19 protein-coding genes are annotated in these 22543 nt (G+C 42.4%); all 19 read left to right on the forward strand.

Going from position 1 to position 22543, the window contains the following annotated elements; all coding sequences use genetic code 11:
- Position 1: 1 nt before the first annotated feature.
- The 19 genes from DWW91_RS11870 to DWW91_RS11955 all read left to right on the forward strand — a co-directional run bounded on the left by DWW91_RS11870 (position 2) and on the right by DWW91_RS11955 (position 22387).
- Positions 2-292: an HU family DNA-binding protein gene (locus DWW91_RS11870; RefSeq protein ID WP_044214631.1), complete on the forward strand. Its 291-nt coding sequence runs from the start codon at positions 2-4 to the stop codon at positions 290-292.
- Entirely contained in the window at positions 285-1532 is a 1248-nt protein-coding gene (locus tag DWW91_RS11875; protein ID WP_122327850.1) for an HU family DNA-binding protein, read from the forward strand. Before DWW91_RS11870 ends, DWW91_RS11875 begins: the two co-directional genes overlap by 8 nt.
- A gap of 158 nt (positions 1533-1690) precedes the next feature.
- Positions 1691-2686, forward strand: coding sequence for a MoxR family ATPase (locus DWW91_RS11880; protein WP_007656548.1), 996 nt, complete (start codon positions 1691-1693; stop codon positions 2684-2686).
- A gap of 260 nt (positions 2687-2946) precedes the next feature.
- On the forward strand, positions 2947-3816 hold the full coding sequence (locus tag DWW91_RS11885) for a DUF58 domain-containing protein (RefSeq protein WP_010803197.1): 870 nt from the start codon (positions 2947-2949) through the stop codon (positions 3814-3816).
- A gap of 2 nt (positions 3817-3818) precedes the next feature.
- Positions 3819-4820: a hypothetical protein gene (locus tag DWW91_RS11890; RefSeq protein WP_122327851.1), complete on the forward strand. Its 1002-nt coding sequence runs from the start codon at positions 3819-3821 to the stop codon at positions 4818-4820.
- Position 4821: 1 nt separating this feature from the next.
- Positions 4822-5808: a VWA domain-containing protein gene (locus tag DWW91_RS11895; RefSeq protein WP_122327852.1), complete on the forward strand. Its 987-nt coding sequence runs from the start codon at positions 4822-4824 to the stop codon at positions 5806-5808.
- A 12-nt stretch (positions 5809-5820) separates the two neighbouring features.
- Positions 5821-6840 (forward strand): VWA domain-containing protein, encoded by a 1020-nt coding sequence (locus DWW91_RS11900; protein ID WP_007656552.1) that lies wholly within the window; start codon positions 5821-5823, stop codon positions 6838-6840.
- Positions 6841-6853: 13 nt separating this feature from the next.
- A complete protein-coding gene (locus tag DWW91_RS11905) occupies positions 6854-7603 on the forward strand; it encodes a tetratricopeptide repeat protein (protein ID WP_187386437.1) in 750 nt (249 codons plus the stop codon).
- A 32-nt stretch (positions 7604-7635) separates the two neighbouring features.
- Complete coding sequence (locus DWW91_RS11910) at positions 7636-9444, forward strand: BatD family protein (RefSeq protein WP_010803193.1); 1809 nt, start codon at positions 7636-7638, stop codon at positions 9442-9444.
- A gap of 1 nt (position 9445) precedes the next feature.
- Positions 9446-10213 (forward strand): tetratricopeptide repeat protein, encoded by a 768-nt coding sequence (locus tag DWW91_RS11915; RefSeq protein ID WP_010803192.1) that lies wholly within the window; start codon positions 9446-9448, stop codon positions 10211-10213.
- Positions 10213-10899 (forward strand): phosphatase PAP2 family protein, encoded by a 687-nt coding sequence (locus tag DWW91_RS11920; RefSeq protein WP_122327853.1) that lies wholly within the window; start codon positions 10213-10215, stop codon positions 10897-10899. Before DWW91_RS11915 ends, DWW91_RS11920 begins: the two co-directional genes overlap by 1 nt.
- Before the next feature lie 152 nt (positions 10900-11051).
- Positions 11052-11327 carry a hypothetical protein gene (locus DWW91_RS11925; protein ID WP_007656557.1) on the forward strand — a complete coding sequence of 92 codons (276 nt, stop codon included), beginning with the start codon at positions 11052-11054 and terminating at the stop codon, positions 11325-11327.
- Between the two features lie 115 nt (positions 11328-11442).
- Complete coding sequence (locus DWW91_RS11930; RefSeq protein ID WP_007656559.1) at positions 11443-12555, forward strand: universal stress protein; 1113 nt, start codon at positions 11443-11445, stop codon at positions 12553-12555.
- A 582-nt stretch (positions 12556-13137) separates the two neighbouring features.
- Positions 13138-15465 (forward strand): DUF4906 domain-containing protein, encoded by a 2328-nt coding sequence (locus DWW91_RS11935; RefSeq protein ID WP_233584471.1) that lies wholly within the window; start codon positions 13138-13140, stop codon positions 15463-15465.
- Between the two features lie 280 nt (positions 15466-15745).
- The gene (locus tag DWW91_RS11940; RefSeq protein ID WP_010803178.1) at positions 15746-16657 is read left to right on the forward strand and encodes an Rpn family recombination-promoting nuclease/putative transposase; all 912 of its coding nucleotides are present in this window, start codon (positions 15746-15748) and stop codon (positions 16655-16657) included.
- Positions 16658-16801: 144 nt separating this feature from the next.
- Positions 16802-16924: a hypothetical protein gene (locus DWW91_RS28310; RefSeq protein WP_255420030.1), complete on the forward strand. Its 123-nt coding sequence runs from the start codon at positions 16802-16804 to the stop codon at positions 16922-16924.
- A 265-nt stretch (positions 16925-17189) separates the two neighbouring features.
- On the forward strand, positions 17190-19682 hold the full coding sequence (locus tag DWW91_RS11945; RefSeq protein WP_122327856.1) for a DUF4906 domain-containing protein: 2493 nt from the start codon (positions 17190-17192) through the stop codon (positions 19680-19682).
- A gap of 36 nt (positions 19683-19718) precedes the next feature.
- Positions 19719-19922 (forward strand): hypothetical protein, encoded by a 204-nt coding sequence (locus tag DWW91_RS11950; RefSeq protein ID WP_048317933.1) that lies wholly within the window; start codon positions 19719-19721, stop codon positions 19920-19922.
- A gap of 182 nt (positions 19923-20104) precedes the next feature.
- Positions 20105-22387, forward strand: a complete 2283-nt coding sequence (locus DWW91_RS11955; RefSeq protein ID WP_122327857.1) for a DUF4906 domain-containing protein — start codon at positions 20105-20107, stop codon at positions 22385-22387.
- The last annotated feature ends 156 nt before the right edge of the window (positions 22388-22543 follow it).

Raw genomic sequence — 22543 nt, forward strand, 5'->3', positions numbered from 1 at the left:
TATGAAAAACAAGGAGCTGATTACAGAATTATCTGTAAAACTGGGATGGACGTCGAAAGAGGTAACAGAAATGTTAGCCGCTTTTGGGGCTGTGGTCGGTTCGAAACTGGCGGATAATGATGCTGTCTATTTACAGGGATTCGGGCTGTTTGAAGTCAAGAAGAAAGCGGAACGTATCTCTGTTAATCCTGCAAGTGGAAAACGTTATCTGGTCCCACCCAAACTGGTTCCTGTCTTTAAGCCGGGGGCGACCCTGAAATCCAAACTAAAAGAATTGAGCGACAATGAATAGTCGGCTGACAATACAAGATCTGGCCGGTTTACTGGCCGAGCGTACCGGAAAGGATAGGAATAGCGCCGAGCAGTTCCTGAGAGAGTTTATTGCCATCGTATCACAAGGAGTTTTTACCGATAAAGTAGCTAAAATAAAAGGGCTTGGTAGTTTTAAAATCGTTTTGGTAGAAAAACGGGAGAGTATCCATGTGAATACCGGCGAGCGTTTCCTGATACCTGCACATTATAAGTTTTCCTTCCTCCCTGATAAAGAATTACGTGAACTGGTAAATAAACCGTTCTCTTTTTTTGAAACTACGGAATTGAACGAAGATGTTGACTTTACCGATCTGGACGTATCCAATACGGTGGAAGACAAAGAAGCGGAAGATGAATCTGTCGAAGAAATCCTTCAGGAAAGCGAAGAAGTGATCGTTGAAACACCGGAGCCATTGCAGCCGACAGATGATGTCTGTGTTTCTGAAGAACTTCCGGAGGTTGAGCAGCCGGTCGAAGAACCCGCAGAAAATGAACCGGAAGAAGTAATCGAAGAATCGATAGTCCCGGACGAGCCCTCTCCGGCAGAAAATGATATTCCTGAGCAAACCGAACCGGAAAATACATCTTCAGACCAGTTAAAAGAAGAAACGAAGCAAGAACCTTCAGTTGCCAATTATCCTGGCATGGACGGGTTTCAGATTGAAGACGAGGAGCCGACGGCTTCTTCCTGGATCAAAATACTGGTATCCGTCGGTGTCGTTGCCATTGTTGCAATAGCAGGTATCTTCCTGTATCTTAACCGGAGTTTATTCCTGGGATCTGATACGTCGGGATCGACTGTCCTGACCGGTATGTCGTTGCCGGGAACTGCTGTTGTTCCTGAGGATACGACCCGTGTGGAAGAACCCGAAGTAACAGAAGCGGAACCTGAAACGGTAGAGGAGAAGGATACTGTTTCCGTCGAATCCGTAGCGCCGGTAGTCGAGCCTGCGGCACAAACACCTAAAATACTGGCAAAAGTAAAAATAGAACCGGGAAGCCGTCTGACCTTGATCTCTCTTGAATATTATGGGAGTAAAATATTCTGGGTTTACCTGTATGAATATAATAAATCAGTCATCAAGGATCCGAACAATGTCCCCGTAGGTACTGAGATACAGGTGCCTGCACCGGAACTGTACGGAATAGACAAACATAGCCGTGCTTCCGTAGAGAAAGCCGCTGCACGTCAGACAGAAATATTGTCCGGAAAATTGTAACTAAAATCCACGATTTTAAGTAAAATAAAACAAAATAGTTCTCGCTTCGGTTAGTATTATTTAACTGCAAAAGTGAAGGATACGAATTTAACATTTCTAATTTTGTGCAACTATAAAAACAAGCAGAAACAATAACAATATAAATAAGAAAAAAATCTATGAGTCAGACAGTAGACATTCGTGAGTTGAACGAACGGATTGAGAGTAAAAGTTCGTTTGTAAACATGATTACGATGGGCATGGACCAGGTAATTGTTGGACAGAAGCATTTGGTTGAATCGTTAATGATCGGTCTGCTTTCAGATGGGCATATCCTGCTGGAAGGTGTTCCCGGCTTGGCTAAAACACTTGCCATTAAAACATTGGCCTCACTGATCGATGCCAAATACAGCCGTATACAGTTTACGCCGGACTTGCTGCCGGCCGACGTGATCGGTACAATGATTTATAGTCAGAAAAGCGAAGAATTTCAGGTAAAACAAGGCCCGGTCTTCGCTAATTTTGTGTTGGCGGATGAAATTAACCGTGCACCGGCCAAAGTACAGAGTGCACTGTTGGAAGCCATGCAGGAACGTCAGGTGACAATCAGCGAAAACACGTATAAGTTGCCGGAACCTTTCCTGGTAATGGCAACCCAGAACCCGATCGAGCAGGAAGGTACTTATCCGCTGCCCGAAGCGCAGGTAGACCGTTTCATGCTGAAAGTGATCATCAACTATCCGAAGAAAGAGGAAGAAAAACTGATCATCCGTCAGAATATCTCCGGCATCAAACCGGATATCAAACCGATCCTGACAAAGAACGAGATACTGGAAGCACGTAAAGTGGTGCGTGAAGTATATCTGGATGAAAAGATCGAACGCTACATCGTCGACATCGTGTTTGCGACCCGTTTCCCGCAGGAACATGGCCTGGCAAACCTTTCCAATATGATTGCATTCGGTGCGTCTCCCCGTGCTTCCATCAATTTGGCGCTGGCTGCCCGTGCTTATGCTTTTATCAAACGCAGAGGTTATGTGATTCCGGAAGATATCCGTGCCGTATGCCACGACGTGATGCGCCACCGTATCGGTTTGAGCTACGAAGCGGAAGCGAATAACCTGACATCTGAAGAGGTGATCAGCGAAATCCTTAATAAGGTAGAGGTGCCTTAACCTTCGGTTCTGGCAATGCTTTTTTACTGGTGAAAAATGCCTTCCCGGTTTGGGAAACGACTTTGCACCCTTGTAAAATGCTTTCCCGGCGTGGGAAACGACTTTACACCCTTGCAAAATGCTTTCCCAACTTGGGAAACAGTTTTTCACCCTTGTAAAATGCTTTCCCGACTTGGGAAACGGTTTTTCACCCTTGTAAAATGCTTTCCCAACTTGGGAAACGGTTTTACATCAGTTTTGAAAGCACAAATTGAAGAAAAATGGAAACAAGTGAACTATTAAAGAAGGTTCGGCGAATTGAAATAAAGACCCGCGGCTTGTCCCGCAATATTTTTGCAGGACAATACCACTCTGCCTTTAAAGGCCGTGGTATGGCGTTCAGCGAAGTGCGCGAGTATCAATACGGCGACGATATCCGCGATATCGACTGGAACGTGACCGCCCGCTATGTGCGCCCTTATGTAAAGGTGTTCGAAGAAGAGCGCGAACTGACCGTGATGTTGCTGATCGATGTATCGGGTAGTAGAGACTTTGGTTCCGTGAACGTAATGAAGAAAGAGGTTATTACGGAGATCGCTGCGACACTGGCTTTTTCGGCTATACAAAATAACGATAAGATCGGTGTGGTGTTTTTCTCTGATAAGATCGAGAAATTTATTCCGCCTCAGAAGGGGAAAAAACATATTCTTTATATCATTCGCGAACTGATCGACTTCAAGCCACAGGATACGAAGACGGATATCGCTCAGGTTTTGAAATTCCTGACCAACGCCATAAAGAAACGCTGTACGACTTTCCTGATATCCGACTTTATCGACAAGGACGGTTTTAAGGATGCCCTGACGATTGCCAACCGTAAACATGACGTGGTGGCTATCCAGGTGTACGACCGTCGCGAAACCGAACTTCCGTCTGTCGGATTGATGAAGATAAAAGATGCTGAAACCGGTGCAGAACGTTGGATCGACAGTTCTTCCGCCCGTGTTCGCGAAGCCTATAAGGAATGGTGGAACCGCCGGCAGACTATCATGAGCGATTCGTTCAAGAAATGCCGGGTGGATTCGGTTTCTATTCGTACGGAAGATGATTATGTGAAGGCATTGATTGCTCTTTTTGATAAACGTAGTTAAGCATGCAAAAGAAAATAATAAATAAAAGCTTTCTGTTCCTTCTTCTGTTCCTGCTGGCAGGAGGGAAGATGGTGGCACAGCAGACATTGATCGATGTAAAGATCGACTCGGCTGCCATCCTGATCGGAGAACAGACTGTTTTACATTTGACGGTTACGACAGACAAGGACAAACCGGTTCAGATAGTGATCCCCAACGACACATTGATGCGTGGGGTAGAAGTGCTGAGCCTTTCCAAAGCGGATTCGTCGGTTATCGAGAACGACCGCCTGCTGATCAAGCAGGATATTCTGATAACTTCTTTCGATTCGTCATTGTATCTGTTGCCGCCACTCAAAGTAATCGACGGAGTCGATACTGTTTATTCAAACCAGGTGGCCCTGAAAGTTTCGACCATTCCTGTGAATGTGGATAAACCGGAAGAGTTTTATGATATAAAGGATATATGGAAACCGCCTTTCGTGCTGGCAGACTACTATCCGCTTATCTATGGCATATTGCTGGCTCTGTTCCTGATTTGCGTGATTGCCTATATTATTAAACGTATACGCAACAAGCAATCCCTTATCCCGTTCAAGAAACCGGAACCGAAGCTCCCGCCTCACGAGCAGGCTATCAAGGAACTGGATGAGATCAAGCAGCAGAAACTCTGGCAGCAGGGTCGTAGCAAGGAGTATTATACGTTAATCACCGAGACATTGCGTCGCTATATCGTAGACCGCTTCGATATCAATGCGATGGAAATGACTTCCGGCGAAATCCTGGACATTATCCGCAAGCAGCACGAAGCTGATTCGGTTTACGAAAATCTGAAACAGATACTTAATTTGTCTGATTTCGTGAAATTCGCAAAAATGAATCCGCTGCCTGATGAGAATGATCTGAGTATGGTGAATGCATACTTATTTATTAATCAGACGAAGATTGAAGAAGTTGCCGTTCCCGAAGCAGAGACGGATGGGAAAGCAACTGAAACAAACGATTCTAATATAACAAAAGAATAAAATGGTATTTGCAAATCCTACATATCTGTATTTGTTATTGCTGCTTATCCCGATGATAGGATGGTATATCTGGAAGCTCTGCAAAAGTCAGGCTAGTTTGCAGGTATCATCTTCGGAAGCATTCGATGCACCGGGAGCAACTTCATGGAAAGTATACCTGAGACATGTTCCTTTTATATTAAGGATGGCGGCAGTGGCGGTACTTATTATCATACTGGCTCGTCCGCAGTCGACGAATAGCTGGCAAAACACCTCGACAGAAGGTATCGATATTGTGCTGGCAATGGATATTTCCAGTAGTATGCTGGCACAGGACCTGAAACCGAACCGCCTGGAGGCCTCCAAAGATGTGGCGGCTTCCTTCATCAACGGTCGTCCGAACGATAATATCGGGTTGATTGTTTTTGCAGCTGAAAGTTTCACACAATGCCCGCTGACGACTGATCATACGGTGTTGTTAAACCTGTTCAAGGACATTCAACCGGGAATCATCCAGGATGGAACTGCCATCGGCCTGGGATTGGCTAATGCAGTAAGTCGTATAAAAGACAGTCAGGCTAAATCAAAAGTGATTATCCTCTTGACCGATGGTGTGAATAATGCGGGTGAGATTGCTCCGGTAACGGCTGCAGAGATTGCCAAGACATTCGGTATCCGGGTTTATTCGATCGGGGTAGGGACACAAGGTATGGCTCCTTATCCGTTCCAAACGGCATTCGGGGTACAATATCAGGATATTCCAGTCGAGATCGATGAAGCGACCTTGAAACAGGTTGCGGCAACGACCGGCGGACAGTATTTCCGTGCAACGGATAATGCCAGTCTGAAAGAAATCTATTCGGAGATCGACAAGATGGAAAAGACCAAGATCAGCGTTCAGCAATATAGCAAGAAACAGGAGGAATATAAGAACTGGGCCTTGTTGTTATTCGCTTTGCTTTTGGTTGAGATTTTATTGAGAAATACATTGTTAAGAAATATACCGTAAATATAAAGGCTTATGTTTCGTTTTGCACATCCGGACTTTTTGTACTTGCTTTTCATCCTTCCGGTGTTGATCGCATTCTATGTATATGCAATCATCCTGAAGAAAAAAGCAATAAAGAAATATGGTAATCCCGAATTGTTGGCAGAGTTGATGCCGGAGGTATCTCCCAAACGCCAGCATCTGAAGTTTTGGCTATTGTTCGGAGCCATCACGATGGTTATCTTTGTTATTGCGGGACCGCAGTTTGGTTCTAAACTGGAAACCGTAAAACGCCAGGGCGTCGAAATAATGGTTTGCCTGGACGTCTCCAACTCCATGTTGGCCGAAGACGTATCACCCAACCGTCTGGATAAAGCTAAACAGATGTTGTCGAAACTGACGGATGGTTTTAAGGATGACAAGATGGGGTTGATCGTTTTTGCCGGTGACGCTTTCACCCAGCTGCCGATCACTTCCGATTATATTTCGGCAAAGATGTTCCTGTCATCCATCAACCCGTCGATGGTGTCGACACAAGGTACGGCTATTGGTTCGGCTATCAATCTGGCTATGCGTTCATTCACTCCCAGTGAAACATCCGATAAGACAATTATCCTGATCACGGACGGTGAGAACCATGAAGGCGATGCTGTAAAAGCCGCTGCCGCCGCTGCCGAAAAAGGCATTCATGTGAATATTGTCGGCATGGGTGATCCGAAAGGTTCGCCTATTCCTGTCGCAGGAGCCAACAATTATATGAAGGATAAAGACGGCAACGTCGTTATCACGAAGTTGAGCGAACAAATGTGCCAGGAGATCGCAGCCGCAGGACATGGCATGTATGTCCGTGCCGACAATACCAACTCTGCATTGAAAGCATTGCAGAAAGAGATAGAGAAGATGAATAAATCGGAACTCGACAGCAAAGTCTATTCCGAATACAACGAACAATTTCAGACACTGGCATGGATCGCATTGATCCTGTTGATCGTAGACTTCCTTACCTTAGACAGGAAGAACCGAATTTTCAGAAAAGTAAAATTGTTCTCTTAATTCAATGGATAAGATGAGACGTATACGAAAATCAATGATATGGATGGGAGCGCTCCTGTTTTGCTCGGGAGCGGTGTTTGCCCAAAAGGCTGAACGTAAGAACGTACGTGAAGGAAACAAGTTGTATGGCAACGAAAAGTTTACCGAATCGGAAATTGCTTACCGTAAAAGTCTGGAAGTAAATCCCCGTTCAGTTGAAGGAACTTACAATCTGGGGAACGCCTTATACAAACAGAAAAAGTTTCCTGAAGCAGCTGAGCAATACCAGTTGCTGACCGGTATTGCTGAAAAGATGGCTGAAACTGAAGAAGGAAAAGCCCGTCTTGCAAATATATTCCATAATCTGGGCGACATTAGCATGCAGAATAAAGAGTATGACAAAAGTGTGGAAGCATTCAAACAGTCTTTGCGTTTGAATCCGGCTGATGACGAGACCCGCTACAATCTGGCATTAGCCCAGAAGTTGCTGGAAAATCAACAGAATGAGAATCAGGATCAAAACCAGGATCAGCAGAACCAGGACAAGAACGAAGATCAGGAAAATAAGGACGATCAACAGCAACAAGACCAGCAGCAGCAACAGCAAGACGACAAGAAAGAAAATAAGACTCAGCAAGAACAGCAGCAAAATGAACAGATGAGTCGGGACAATGCGCAGCAGATGCTCGATGCCTTCCTGCAGGATGAAAAGGATACGCAGGAGAAAGTAAAGAAAGCACAGGCACAACAGCAACAACGTCGCAAAACAGATAAAGAGTGGTAATTGATACAGAAAACAGAAAAAACAACAATATAATGAGAAGATTAGCTTTCTTATTCGTTCTATTTCTAACAGCCGGGGTGATGGCAAAGGCCGCTGATGTGACCTTTAAGGCAGTCGCTCCGAATGCTGTTGTGATGGGGCAACAATTCAGATTGGCGTATACCGTAAATGCTGAAGCGAAGGCAAGCGATTTGCGGATACCCGAACTTACGGATTTCGAAGTACTGATGGGGCCGTCTCTTGCCACAAGTTCGAGTACTCAGATTATTAATGGAAATGTTTCTTCGGAGGTAGCTTACACATTTACTTATATCCTGATGCCGAAGAAAGAGGGTACGTTTAATATCGGGGCAGCTTCTATCAAGGTAAAAGGAGCGAATTACACATCCAACTCGTTAAGTGTAAAAGTACTTCCTCCGGACAAGGCTGCCGAAGCAAATGGCGGACAAGCCGGAACAGGTATAGGCAAGGATGATTATTTTGTGAGAATGGAAGTTTCAAACCGGAATGTGTATGAACAGGAAGGTTTTCTGGTCACTTTCAAATTATATGCAGCACGCATGTGCGGACTGGAAGGAGTAAAATTTCCGGAGTTTGAAGGATTTCTTGCTCAGGAGATAGAGTTGCCGCAGGAAAAGCAATGGTCGCAGGAACATTATAACGGTCGTAACTATTTCACCGTTGTTTTGAAACAAACAGTCCTTTATCCGCAACGTTCAGGAAAACTGACAATAGAAAGCGGTAAGTTCGACGCTATTATCAGTATTCCGACCCAACGGAAAATAAGCAGCATTTTTGATAGTTTCGATGACATGTACGACAGAGTACGGAAAGCATTGGTATCGAGTCCTGCTACAATAGATGTGAAGCCGTTGCCTTCCGGTAAACCGGCATCGTTCTCCGGTGCGGTAGGTAATTTCACCATGACATCGGATATTAATTCCAATAATGTAAAGACAAATGATGCTGTTACTATTAAAGTGAAGATTTCCGGTAACGGAAATATCAAACTGATCAAGAATCCGGAAGTTGTTTTCCCGAATGATTTCGATACTTTCGACCCAAAACAGGAAACAGATGTCAGAACGACAACTGCCGGAGTAAGTGGAAGCAAAACGATCGAATACATGGCTATTCCCCGTTATGCCGGAGATTTTGAGATACCGGCTATCTCTTTCTCTTATTTCGATCCTAAATCAGGTACTTATAAGACATTGAAGTCCGATCCTTACAAGCTTCATGTAGAACAAGGCGAGGGGGGAAGCAGTAATTCTCCGGTCGTGTCTAATTTCAGCAATAAAGAGAGTGTGAAGTATCTGGGTAAAGATATCCGTTTCCTGAAAGTGAAAGATTTCAATTTCATTGCCAACAACGATATTTTCTTTGGATCGTTCATGTATTACATGTGCTATCTGGTACCGGCCATCCTGTTTATTGTCTTCTTCTTTATTTATCGCAAGCAAGTAAAGGAAAATGCCAACATAGCATTGGTTCGTACTAAAAAGGCAAATAAAATCGCTGTCAGGAGATTGAAGAATGCCGGCAAGCTGATGAAGGAAAACAAGAAAGAAGAGTTCTATGATGAAGTTCTCCGGGCTTTGTGGGGATATTTGAGTGATAAACTGAATATTCCTCAGGCAAGTCTGACCAAAGATAATGTGGAAACCGAATTGGCCAAATTTGGTGTGGATGATACCTTAACAAATGAGTTTATGGATATTCTGAACACCTGCGAATTTGCCCGCTATGCGCCGGCTCAGGCTTCGGATGCTATGGATAAGTTATATGAGTTAACCGTAGATGCCATTGGTAAGATGGAGAATACAATTAAAAAGCAATAAGATGAAAACGAATATAAAGATTAAAAATATATTGTTTTTTCTATTGATTCAGTGTCTGGCATGGACTGCTTATGCGCAGGATGCAGCGATAAAGGAAGCTGAGACTGCGTATACCAAAGAAGATTATGGAAAAGCAATCGAGTTATATGAAGGAATACTGAAAAGTAATGGCGACTCACCGGAGATTTATTATAATCTGGGGAACGCTTATTACAAAGCAGGAAAGATTGCCTCTGCAATATTGAATTATGAGCGGGCGCTGGTTCTTGATCCGGGTGACGCCGATGTCCGTTTCAACTTACAGATGGCACGTCAGAAGACTGTTGACAAGATTGAACCGGTAGACGGATTTTTCCTGAGCAGATGGTTCGAATCCATTCAGAATATGGGAGCAGCTGACTCTTGGGCTAAAATGGGAATCGTTTGTTTCATCTTATTCATCGGATGCTTGATCCTGTTTTTCTTTTCAAGGCAGATTCGCCTGAAGAAAGTCGGTTTCTATATCGGTGTGCTACTTTTGCTTTGCGTGATTATGACAAATATCTTTGCCGCAAATCAGAAGAGCGAACTGGTAAACCGTACACATGCTATTGTTTTTGCTCCGACAGTAACAGTGAAAAGTTCTCCGGATGCAAGTGGTACGGATTTGTTTGTTCTGCATGAAGGAACAAAAGTGTCTGTCAGAAGTACATTAGGCGACTGGAGTGAAATAGCACTGGAAGATGGTAATGTTGGCTGGATGCCGACAAAAGATATAGAAACAATCTGATGGTAGAAAAAATATTAGTTTACGAACGGGATTTGTTCTTCATGCTTAACGGCAGCGATTCTCCTTTCCTTGACCGCTTTATGTGGTTGTATTCGGGTAAGGCAGTCTGGCTGCCGTTAGCCTTTTTTATATTGGTCGTACTGCTGTATAAGAAGAAATGGCGGGAATCTATCCTGATATTACTGGCGATAGTGCTGGTAATAACTCTTTGTGACCAGTTTGCTTCACATGTGTGCAAACCCATTTTTACCCGCTTCCGGCCGACACATCATCCGGATTTTATGGATCAGGTAAAAACTGTCTTTGATTACCGGGGCGGCCGATACGGTTTTATTTCCAGCCATGCTGCTAATGCTTTCGGTTTTGCGACCTTTATGTCATTGTTGTTCCGTTACCGGCTGTTTACATGGACGATCTTCCTTTGGGCTGCTCTTACCGCTTATACCCGTATATATCTGGGGGTCCATTTCATTTCGGATATTGTTCCCGGAGCGATCGCAGGAGTATTCTTTGGCTGGTTGGTATATTGGCTATATGTCAAAGTCCGTCCGGTAGTTACCGGTACAAACAGTAATGCCAGTGAGCTATATTCGGTCGGGCAGAAGCGTCTGATCGTATATGCGATTTTCATTGCTGTTTTAATAATAGCAGTATTTAATGTTCAATTAGTTGCCTGTTTAAGATAAAATAAGCAGTTACAGTTAAATATAACACATGTCGTAAAGCATGTTTGCTAAAAGGTTTATTTTAACGAAATAATTTGTCCCTCTGATTTATATTGCTTAAGTTAGTGCCATTAATTAATAAACGAAGTATTAACCTTCAAAATAAGGAAACCATGACAAAGACAATCACTTTTAATGAATTGCGCAGAATTAAAGACCGTCTGCCTGACGGTAGTACTCATCGTATTGCAGATGAGTTAGGTTTATCAGTTGAAACTGTTCGTAATTATTTTGGTGGATATAATTATAAGGATGGTAAAAGCTGTGGGATACATATCGAACCCGGACCAGATGGTGGTTTGGTAGTTCTGGATGATACAACAATATTTGAACGTGCTTTACAGATACTGGCGGAAACAGAGGATGTATCTGAAGCACAGCAGGCGTAAAGAATTTTACAGTACATAAAAAATCCCATAGCTGACTAAACAAAAACGCTGTGGGATTTTTTTTATTAGTGATATTAGCATTTTCCGATTGTTTAATCTATAAAAACACACGAGTATGGAAGATAAATTAGTAACATTAGCTATTCACACGTTCGAGAAAGCTCAGATTCTCAAAACAATACTTGAAACGGAAGGAATTGAAGTTTATATACATAATGTAAATCAGATTCAACCGGTCGTTTCGGCAGGAGTGCGTGTGAGAATTAAGGAAAGTGATCTGCCTCATGCCTTGCGCATAATAGAGGACAGTAAGTGGCTCAGTGAGGATACGCAGGAAGAAGTTGCAGCCCCGCAGGTGAAAAAGATCCTGATCCCGGTTGATTTTTCTGATTATTCCATTAAGGCTTGTGAACTGGGGATTAATTATGCCTATCATGCAGGTGCGGAAGTAATGATCATGCATGCTTATTTCAGCCCATATTTTCCTTCGGCAATTCCGATGGGAGACACGTTGGCTTACCAGGTAAATGAAGAAGAGTCTGTACAGAACGTGTTGAAACGTGTACAAATTGATATGGAGAACATTTGCACATTGATCAACCGTAAGATGCAGGCTGGCGAATTGCCTAAGGTAAAATATAATTATGTATTACGGGAAGGTCTGCCTGAAGAAGAGATTCTCGCATATTGTAAGGAATATCATCCTACGCTTATTGTCATGGGTACGCGTGGAAAGAGCCAGAAAGATATGGATCTGATCGGCAGTGTCACCGGTGAAGTGATAGAAGTGAACAAAGTACCTGTTTTGGCAATTCCGGAAAACATACGCTTCAATGATTTTGGCGAAGCCAAAAATATTGCATTCGCTACTTCCTTCAACCAGCGCGACCTGGTGGCTTTCGATGAATTTATGGACCTGGTGAAGGGATATGATATTCATATTCATCTGTTCAATATATCGACAAGTAAAGACGAATGGAACGAAATACGTCTGACTGGTGTCCGCGAATATTTCCTGAAACAATATCCGGATGCAAACATTACCCATACGGTACTGGCCGACGGCGATTTGTTGCTGGCTATCGAAAAGTTTGTCCGCGATGAACAAATCGACATGATTGCATTAAGCACATATCGTCGCAATATTCTGGCACGTATGTTCAACCCGTCGATTGCACGTAAGATGCTATTTCATACCGATACACCGTTATTGGTGATGCATGCTTAATACTTAAAATATATAAGAGAATCGTAGCCCCGGTAGTTGTTTGCCGGGGCTTTTTTTATACAATTCCTAGCCGGAGTTGTACAGCTTTTGGTGTGCATTTTTTAGTAGTACCCCCGTATTGTTAATGTGCGTAAAAAAAGGAAAGGGAGAGTCAGAAAAAAACGATAAAAATAGAAAACGGAGAGTTTAAACGACAGTTTGAATCTCAAAGGGAAGAGAAAAAAGAGGAAAATACCTTTCTTTTATAAGAAAGAGATTCTGTATCAAAATGATTGATAATCTAGCGTTATCGGCAGCTAAAGTAATAACTTTTAACGACCGGAGCAAGGTTTTGAGGGACTATTTTATTACAATTTGATAAAATTGAAATAACGCCATCCTGAAAGGTGTAAAAGTTTATTGATTTATTGCAGTGTGTAATGCGTTGAAAAACAGTGTTGTACTGAAATCGTCAGTCCCAACTCTCTTTCTTATAAAAGAAAGAGATTCTGACAAAATGTTAAAATAGCGCTTTTGATGTAGTAAATTAATGATAAAAGGATGATAGGTATAGGACACAAATTAGAAAGGAAAGGAGTCATAATGACACTCTTATCACTGGTATTAATAAGCACAGGTTGCGAGGAACGGATCGACAGTCCGGCGGTGAATCCGTTGGAAGGAAAGATAGTGGAAGTAACGCTCGATCTCGGCTTTGCCGACGAAAAAGACGGATATACTTTGTCTGCACCATCGACAACAAAATCGAATGGAGCCGCTTTCAATTACGCACTTCAACCGGCAGTAACCACGAAAGGAGCGGAGAGTTCCCTGAAACCTGACAAGCTCTATAACCTGGAAATACAACAGTATGATCAGAACGGCAATCGCATAGGAGGCATGAATGCAAATGATGTTGCTGATCACGAAATCGGTTCCGCTTTTAGTCAGATTTTGACAGCAAACTCCGACTGCCAATTGGTGATCGTGGCATGGGGAAAAGGTAACACTAGCACTACCTTGGGTACTGGTAGTCTGGCATCCTCCCAAACTAAAAGTATTAAAGCCTCCGTTATATCCGAGTTAAATCCGTCCAATCAGGAGGATATGAACCAGATGCCTTATGTTCTGCATCTGGAACATGTATGCGTAGAAAACAATACGATTAAAAGTATTGAAGGTAAAGATGTCCGCCTGTTGCTGCGTCGACTCGCAACCCGGCTGACGCTGAACTGGTCTTATTCATACAGTGATTATCAGTTAAAACAAATCCTTTTGCAAAGTATTCCTCTTGATTATAAAGTAGTGACTGCTCCAGATAAAAATGATAAGACATATCCTTCCTTACTGGACCAATACACAACTATACAATTGACGAGTTCCCAAATAGGTACCGGAAATTATTCTTGTTGGGTTCCGGCTAACGTGCGTGGAACGAATTCATTAGCAACCTCCCAGACATACCGTATTAAATCGAATGCCCCGACGGGTAGTTCGTATGTCGATTTTATTGCAGCCAATACTTCTGACCTCAAAAAGAAGTTGAGTTACCGTGTCTATCTGGGTGGTTCTGAATCGACAGACTTCAATTTGTATAGTAATACGGATTATAATTATACGGTAAAGATCAGTCATATTGACTTACCTGTCAATGACCGCCGTGTAACAATTATCGATCCGATAGCGGCATCCGAGAATAATAACAATCTGGTGCCGACTGCCAACTGTTTCATGGTGGCTCCCGGTGGTGCATTCTGTTTTAATCCGTATACATTTTATATAAATGGAGAAACGCAACTTAATGAACAATTACATGACTGGTGTTCTACTATAAAGATTCAATCTGTTAAAGTATTATGGCAGACGAAAGAAAATGGTGATGTAGGTGATCCTGTGCTAGGAGTGGTTAATACATTAGCCGATCATTCAAATATTGTTGATATAAAGAATGGTGAAAGTTTTACGGATGCCCGTATTTATTGTCGTGTCGCTCCAAATACGACAGGAGGTAGTGGACTGATTGCCGCTTATGATGGTGCAAATGGAACAGGAAATATTCTTTGGAGCTGGCATATCTGGGTCACAGACTATAGTCCTGATGCAAAAGGGAATGCCACGGTTCTTACGCCGGAATATAAACGAAAACAAAAATATATTTATAACAGTGACCAATTTCCTATGATGGATCGTAATTTAGGAGCTATGGCCGGTTATACGAATGTGCCTTCTGACCCGTTAGGGATGTCGAAAGCAAATGGATTTCATTATCAATGGGGAAGAAAAGACCCTTTTCCCAGCAGTTACTCAGCAAGTATAAGGAGTGAGGTTTCAGGGGTAAGCGAACCTTCACCTGTTCCGGATATGTTGAATCAATATGGTCCGGATGGTTTATCATATATTGTAAAACAAGGTGTAACTCAAAATGTGTCACTTCAGGAGGCTTATCGGCATCCAACCGTTTTTTATTATTGGGGAATAACTTCTGCATTTACTACCGCAAACTCATGGAATGACTCTAATAATAATAAAACAATTCACGATCCTTGTCCGGTTGGTTGGCGTATTGCTTCAAGAAATAATTATAAGGCATTATTTCAATCAGGGAACTTTAATTTCAATACTTGGGTAACGGGTAATGCAATGAGTCAATCTACCTCACAGTCAGACGGTGGTTATGTGCTGTATTATGAAGCAAAAGGTTCTGGAAATACCACTTATTATAGAATGGCTGGCTATAGAGTTACTACCGATATTTTCAGGCATATAGGAGAGTGGGGATTTGTATGGACCAGAGAAGAAGGGAGTAATATTCATCAGGGTAGTTGTTTTAATGTAAAAAGTAATATTGACTCAAACTGGGGAGCTTCTATGAGGGATAATATGAATAAATGTGATGCACATACAATACGTTGCATTCAGGAACAGAAATAGCATCAAATATTGCCTTCTTCTCCTTTTCGAGAAAGGGTAAGTAAAAATACAAAGGTAATTTCCCCGGACCTGCCAGCAACCGGGGAAAAACGAGTTCTTTGACATGATGAGATTGATAAGATAAAAAAGGGGAGTGAGGCCCTTTCGTAGACTGAAAAAGGATCATATATATAATGTATAGCAGTTCGTATGTTTTTAGAGCATATATCTTGCATCTTATGAAAATAAATGCATATATTTGTCGCACGCTCACTATGGGCGCAACTAAAAACTTATAACTATGAGCAAATTTATTAATCCTTTCTCGGATTACGGGTTTAAACTCATTTTCGGGAGTGAAGTCAGTAAAGACTTAATCATCAGTTTTCTAAATGGAGTTCTCCATGACGAAGTAATCATCAACATCACTTTTCGCAATGTCGAAATGCTGGGCCTGAAGCAGGATCAGCGTCGTGCAGTATTTGATATTTTTTGTGAGAATGAGAAGGGGGAGTTCTTTATTGTGGAGATGCAGAAGACCCGTCAGAAATACTTTTCCGACCGTATCCTGTATTATGCTTCGTTTGCTATCCAGCAACAGTCTATTGTAGGCCGTGAAAAACTGTCACATTTGACGGAAGAAGAGCGTAAGAAACATTGGGATTACAATATAAATAAGGTATATATTGTCTGTATCCTTAATTATGTGATGTCTCCCGGGTATCCGGATAAATACCGCTGGGATGTGGTACGGATGGACCGTGAACTGAAAATACCTTTCAGCGAAACGCTGAACGAAGTGTATTTAGAAATGCCGAAATTTGTATTACCTTTGTCGGAATGCAAGACCATTTACTTAAAATGGTTGTATGTCTTAAATAATATCGAAATAATGGAACGTTTACCGGATGAACTCAACAACCAACTATTCCAGAAGCTCAAAAGCATCGTGGAAATAGAACGTATGTCTGCCAACGAACGTTTGGAGTACGAACTGAGTCTGGCTGTCGAACGCGATTTGCTTTCTGCCATTGATGCCAGTTTTGAAGATGGCGAAATCAAAGGCGAAGAGAAAGGTATAAAAAAAGGTATAAAGCAAGGTCGTGAAGAAGAACGCCGAGAAATAGCTCAAAACTTAAAATCCTTAGGTCTGTCTTTAGAAGATATTTCAAAGGCAACCGGTCTTACTTCCGAAGAGATCGAGCAACTCTAACATTCCCCCTGAATCTTATCAATCGCATCTGTAAAAAATAACAGATGCACCCAATAGTTACGCAGCACCCTGTCGGGTGTTGCGCTGCTTTTTCGTGTGTCTGAATGTAATTGTTAATGTGCGTAAAAAAAGGAAAGAGAGTATATGAAAAATACAGTAAAAATAAAAAACGTAGAGTTTGAACGACAGTTTGAATCTCAACGGGAAGAGAAAAAAGTGAAAATACCTTTCTTTTATAAGAAAGAGAGTCTGTATCAAAATGATTGATAATCTAGCGTTATCGGCGGCTAAAGTAGCAACTTTTAACGACCGGAGCAAGGTTTTCAAGTAGTATTTTACTACAATTTGATAATATTGAAATAACGCCATCCTTTTGGGCGTAGAAGTTTTTTGATTTACTGCAGAGTGTAATGTGTTGAAAAACAGCGGTTATACGAAAGGCGTCAGTCCCAACTCTCTTTCTTATAAAAGAAAGAGATTCTGACAAATTGTTAAAACGGCGCTTTTGATGTAGTAAATTAATGATAAAAGGATGGCAAGTATAGGACAAAAATTAGAAACGAAAGGAGTTATAATGACGCTCTTATCACTGGTATTAATAGGCACTGGTTGCGAGGATAAAATCGACAGTCCGGCGGTGAATCCGTCGGAAGGAAAGACGGTGGAGGTAACACTCAATATCGGTATTGCCGACGAAGAGGATGGGACAGGTACAAGCGCTTCGCCAACCAGTAAGGCAGGCAGTAGCAGCTACAGCGGTTCGGCCTTTGAGGTCGTGTCTGTCGCCGATGTACAGACTAAGTCTGGTATGGATATTCCCGATCAACTCTACAATCTGGAAATCTGGCAGTATAATGAAAGTGGAAACAAGATTGGCGGTGAAGCATTAGGGAATGTCACTATCGGTTCTACTTTTACCGCCAGCCTGACCCTGGCCACCGGATGCAAGCTACTGCTGGTCGCCCGTGGAGCTTCTACTGATTTCGAATCGTTGTCCGGTAAAACTTTATCTGCTGTGCAGGATTTGAAAGTGGAAGCTAAAAAAAGTAATATCAATAAGATTGCTACCAATGCCACCGGTAACGGTCTGGCCAATATGACCTATTATCTTTTGCTGGAAAATGTCAATATCACCTCCGCCGGTAAAATCGAAAGTCCGACGGGCAAAGACGTTCGTCTGCTGCTCAAACGGCTGGCGGTAAAAGTTCAGTTAGACTGGACTTTTACTCAGGAAATGACCAATAAAGGTTACACCCTGAAAGAAGTCAAACTCTGCCAGGTACCGGCGCATTACCGCCTGGTCCCTCAAACAGAGAAAACTGATAAATGGGGCGATGTCTATCCGACCTCCGTTGCCGAGTTTGTCGACTTTTACCGTCTGACAGGAACAGAATTGACAGACGCCAAAGGTACGCAAACCGTCTGGATTCCCGCCAACGCCCGAGGCATATCTCCCTATTCCAATTCCCCTTATTATCGGAATAAGACAAATGCCAATCCAGCGGCTACCTATGCCGAGTTTGTAGTAGACAACAGCGAAAAGAAAGAACGTCTCTACTACCGTGTTTATCTGGGTGGTAACGAAACGGATGATTTCAACCTGTTGGAAAATAAGAACTATCATTGGACTGTAAAAATTAATCAGGCCAATTATGTCAACGACCCGCGTATCCAGTTGCTCGACCAGACACCGGTTAAAAGTACCAATGAACAAACAACCGCTAACTGTTTCATGATGCTTCCGGGTACGAACATCTGTTTCAACCCCTATAAACACGAAGCCGGTACAGATGGCTGGAACACCTATCTGGCTAGCGGAGGAACAATATCCAAGACTATCACTTCTGTAAAAGTCCTTTGGCAGACCAAAGATGCCGGAACCAGTGGTGACCTTGTAATGGGATATGTAGTATCAGACGATAATCATAAAAATTTGGTCAATTACGAGAACCTCGATAATCCATCGACTGCCCTGGTTCACGTAAAAATACCTGTTACCAATGGTGGCAATGCAGTAATAGCCGCTTATAGCGGTTCGACAATCGTTTGGAGCTGGCATCTTTGGATTACTGACTATGTGCCGGCACGCATCAACAGTTTTTCGGAATATGCAACGGCTCAGATATCTTCTTCTAAAGGAACAGTACATAAATATGATTCCCCTTTATTTCAGGAAGGAGGCGTATATGCAGCTAAAGTAATGATGGATCGCGACCTGGGAGCACGCAAAGGCGGCTTCCCTGGTATTACCATAGGTGATGACTTTACGGTAATGGATGCTGTCAATACCTTTGGACTTCTTTATCAATGGGGACGTAAAGACCCATTTTTCCCTTCTGCCGACGGAACAAATAAAGAAACAGATATTATCTATGATGGGGATGGTTTTTCCACTGGAGTAGCTAATATAAAGGCACAAGTATCTATGAGTACAGCTATTGCTAATCCTTCAACTTTTTATTATTATTCAAACGGAATATGGAATACGGAAAGCGGCAGGGCTAAATTCTGGAATGCTGACGGAGGTATGGCTCCCGGAAAAAAGACGATTTACGATCCTTGCCCGAAAGGATGGAAAATTCCTAACTTATTTGCCAGTGACAGAACAATATCAGTTAACAATATTCAGATAAATTCAATTTATACCAATTTCGGAAAGACGTCAAATGGAGATATTGTTAATTCTGTACAAAAAGCAGACTACAGTAAATTCCTTTATTACTATAATAATTGGTATGGCAGTAATACCTCCGTACCGGATAATAACAATCCGAAAGGAGGACGTTTATTTTTGATAGGGGATGCGTCTATAGCAACCAAGACGATCCATAACTCCGTATGGGTATCTGCAAATGCCGAACGGCATTGCATAAATAACGGGAAATTAAGTTATGCTGGAAAGTATGGTCATATATGGGGGGCTGATGCCGAACGTTATTATATGGGATTTCATCCGACAATGGTAGAAGTGAACATTATTGCTAATTCTGCCTATGGCTGGCCTGTCCGGTGTATTCAAGAATAACATTGTTAATGTGCGTAAAAAAAGGAAAGAGAGAGTATGAAAAATGTGGTAAAAATAGAAATCGGAGAGTCGAATGATAATATGAAACTCAACGGGAAGAGAGAGGAGAGAAAAATCTCTTTCTTTTATAAGAAAGAGAGCCGTGTCAAAATGCTAGATTATCAAGCATTATTGGCGGCTAAAGTAGCAACTTTTAACGACCGGGGCAAGGTTTCGGAGTACTATTTTGCTACAATTTGATAAAATTGAAATAACGTCATCCTGAAAGATGAAAAAGGTCATTGATTTACTTTGCGCGTAACACACTGAAAAACAGCGGTTACACAGAAAGCGTCAGTCCCAACTCTCTTTCTTATAAAAGAAAGAGATTCTGGCAAACTGTTAAAACGGCGCTTTTGATGTAGTAAATTAATGATAAAAGGATGGCAGGTATAGGACAAAAATTAGAAACGAAAGGAGTAATTATGGCACTCTTATCACTGGTATTAATAGGCACTGGTTGCGAGGAACGGATCGATAGTCCGGCGGTGAATCCGTCGGAAGGAAAGACGGTGGAGGTAACACTCAATATAGGTTTGGCAGATGAAGCGGACGGATATACTTTGTCTGCACCATCGGAAACTAAATCAAGTGTTACCGCTTTCAGTTACACTCTCCAACCGGCAATGGCAACGAAAGGAACGGAGAGTTCCCTGAAACCGGATAAACTCTATAAGCTGGAAATACAGCAGTATGATCGTTCCGGCGGTCGCATCGGTGGCATGTCGAATGTAGTTGCGGAACAAGAGATCGGTTCCGCAATTAGCCTGACTCTAACAGCAAACCCCGATTGCCAACTGGTGATTGTTGCCTGGGGAAAAGGTAACACAAGTACCACACTGGGTACCGGCAATCTGGCATCCGCCCAAACCAAAAGTATTAATGCTTCTGCCATATCCGAACTTAATCCGTCCAATCAGGAGCATATGAACCAGATGCCTTACGTTCTGCATCTGGAACACGTCTGCGTAGAAGATAATACGATCAAAAGTATTGAAGGTAAAGACGTCCGCCTGTTGCTCCGTCGGCTGGCAACCCGGCTGACGCTGGACTGGACTTATTCATACAGTGGTTATCAGTTGAAACAAATCCTGTTGCAAAGTATCCCGCTCGATTATAAAGTAGTGGTTATGCCAGATGGAACAGATAAAACATACCCCTCTTTATTGGATCAGTATACAACTATACAATTAACAAATACCCAAATAGGTAGCGGAACTTATTCTTGTTGGATACCTGCTAATGTGCGCGGCTCGAACCCGGCAGCCACTTCTCAAGTATATCGTATCAAATCGAATGCTCCGACAGGTAGTTCGTATATTGATTTTATTGCATCCAACACTTCTGAAACAAAAAAGAAACTCAGTTACCGTGTCTATTTAGGTGGTTCGGAATCGACCGACTTCAATTTGTATGGGAATACAGATTATAATTATACGATAAAGATTAATCATACTAACCTACCAGTCAATGACCGCCGTGTAACGATTATCGACCCGATAGCGGCATCCGAAAACAACAGCAATCTGGTTCCGACAGCCAATTGTTTTATGGTAGCTCCCGGTGGAGCTTTCTGCTTCGATCCGTTGATGTTCAGACAGAATGATAAGGATATTGAAAATACAACGCTAAAAGGTTGGATAGATTCGGAAGGTGATATTGCCTATGTAAAACTGCTTTGGCAGACGAAAGAAAACGGCGATGTAGGTGACCCTGTTATGGGAGTAGCTAACTCTGAAACTGACCATACCAATATCGTTGACTTGAAAAACGGTCTTATCTATTGTCGTGTTGCTCCGAACACCACAGGGGGAAGCGGGCTTATTGCTGCTTATAATAAAAATAACCAGATTATATGGAGTTGGCATGTGTGGGTTACGGATTACCGACCTTCGGATACCGGAAATGAAACTGTATTGGAACCGGTAAATAAACGAAAGCTAAGACTTAAAAAAGATACCGAGGTAATCGTTATGATGGATCGTAATCTGGGAGCCTATGCCGGTTATACAGAAGTTCCTTCTTCTATACTCGACATGTCAAAAGCAAACGGATTTCATTATCAGAAAGGTCGTAAGGACCCGTTCCCCGGTAGTTATACATTCACTACTTTACCTGGCGTGTATCAATTTACCCTAAACAAAGACTATCCGCCCAAACACATGCTGAACCGTTACAAAGAAGATGGTATATCCTGGATTATACCAACTGATTTGGGATATACCTCTCTTCGGAATGCCTATATGAATCCCATATCGATAGCCAGGAATAACGGTTCTCAATGGTGTTCGGATAATCCGCTGCCACAATGGGGTACAACGAAAACATTCAACGATCCTTGCCCGGCAGGTTGGAGAATCCCCGGAAGTTCGGTAATACAAGTCTTTGTCGGTTATAATCAGACGAGCATTTTGCCTGATATATTTAACAATGCCACAGCTAATGGCGGATTACTGCTGAAGTATGATGATACCTCAAACAGAACTTATGGACGATTCACCGGTTACCCGCCAAATCAGGCTCAATTAAATTATGTAGGGACGAATGGCTATATGACTGTTTGGGAAAGTAATAAAGTTTTAGCTATCAGTGTATCTAGTGTCATTATTGGAGGAATGAGAGATTATGATGCTCACACCACCCGCTGTATCCAGGAACGGAACTAGCCGGTGCCGACGGTGTATTTAAGGAAATAACACGATTCAAAAACAACATCCGGCTACAAAGCCGGACTAAATAAACACTATTATTAATATTAAATGTAACTAACATGGAAGATTACAACAAAGAGTATTACTGGGAATTTTATCTGCGTGATAACC

It is taken from the genome of Parabacteroides sp. AF17-3, from assembly GCF_003635445.1.
Classification (GTDB): Bacteria; Bacteroidota; Bacteroidia; order Bacteroidales; family Tannerellaceae; genus Parabacteroides; species Parabacteroides goldsteinii.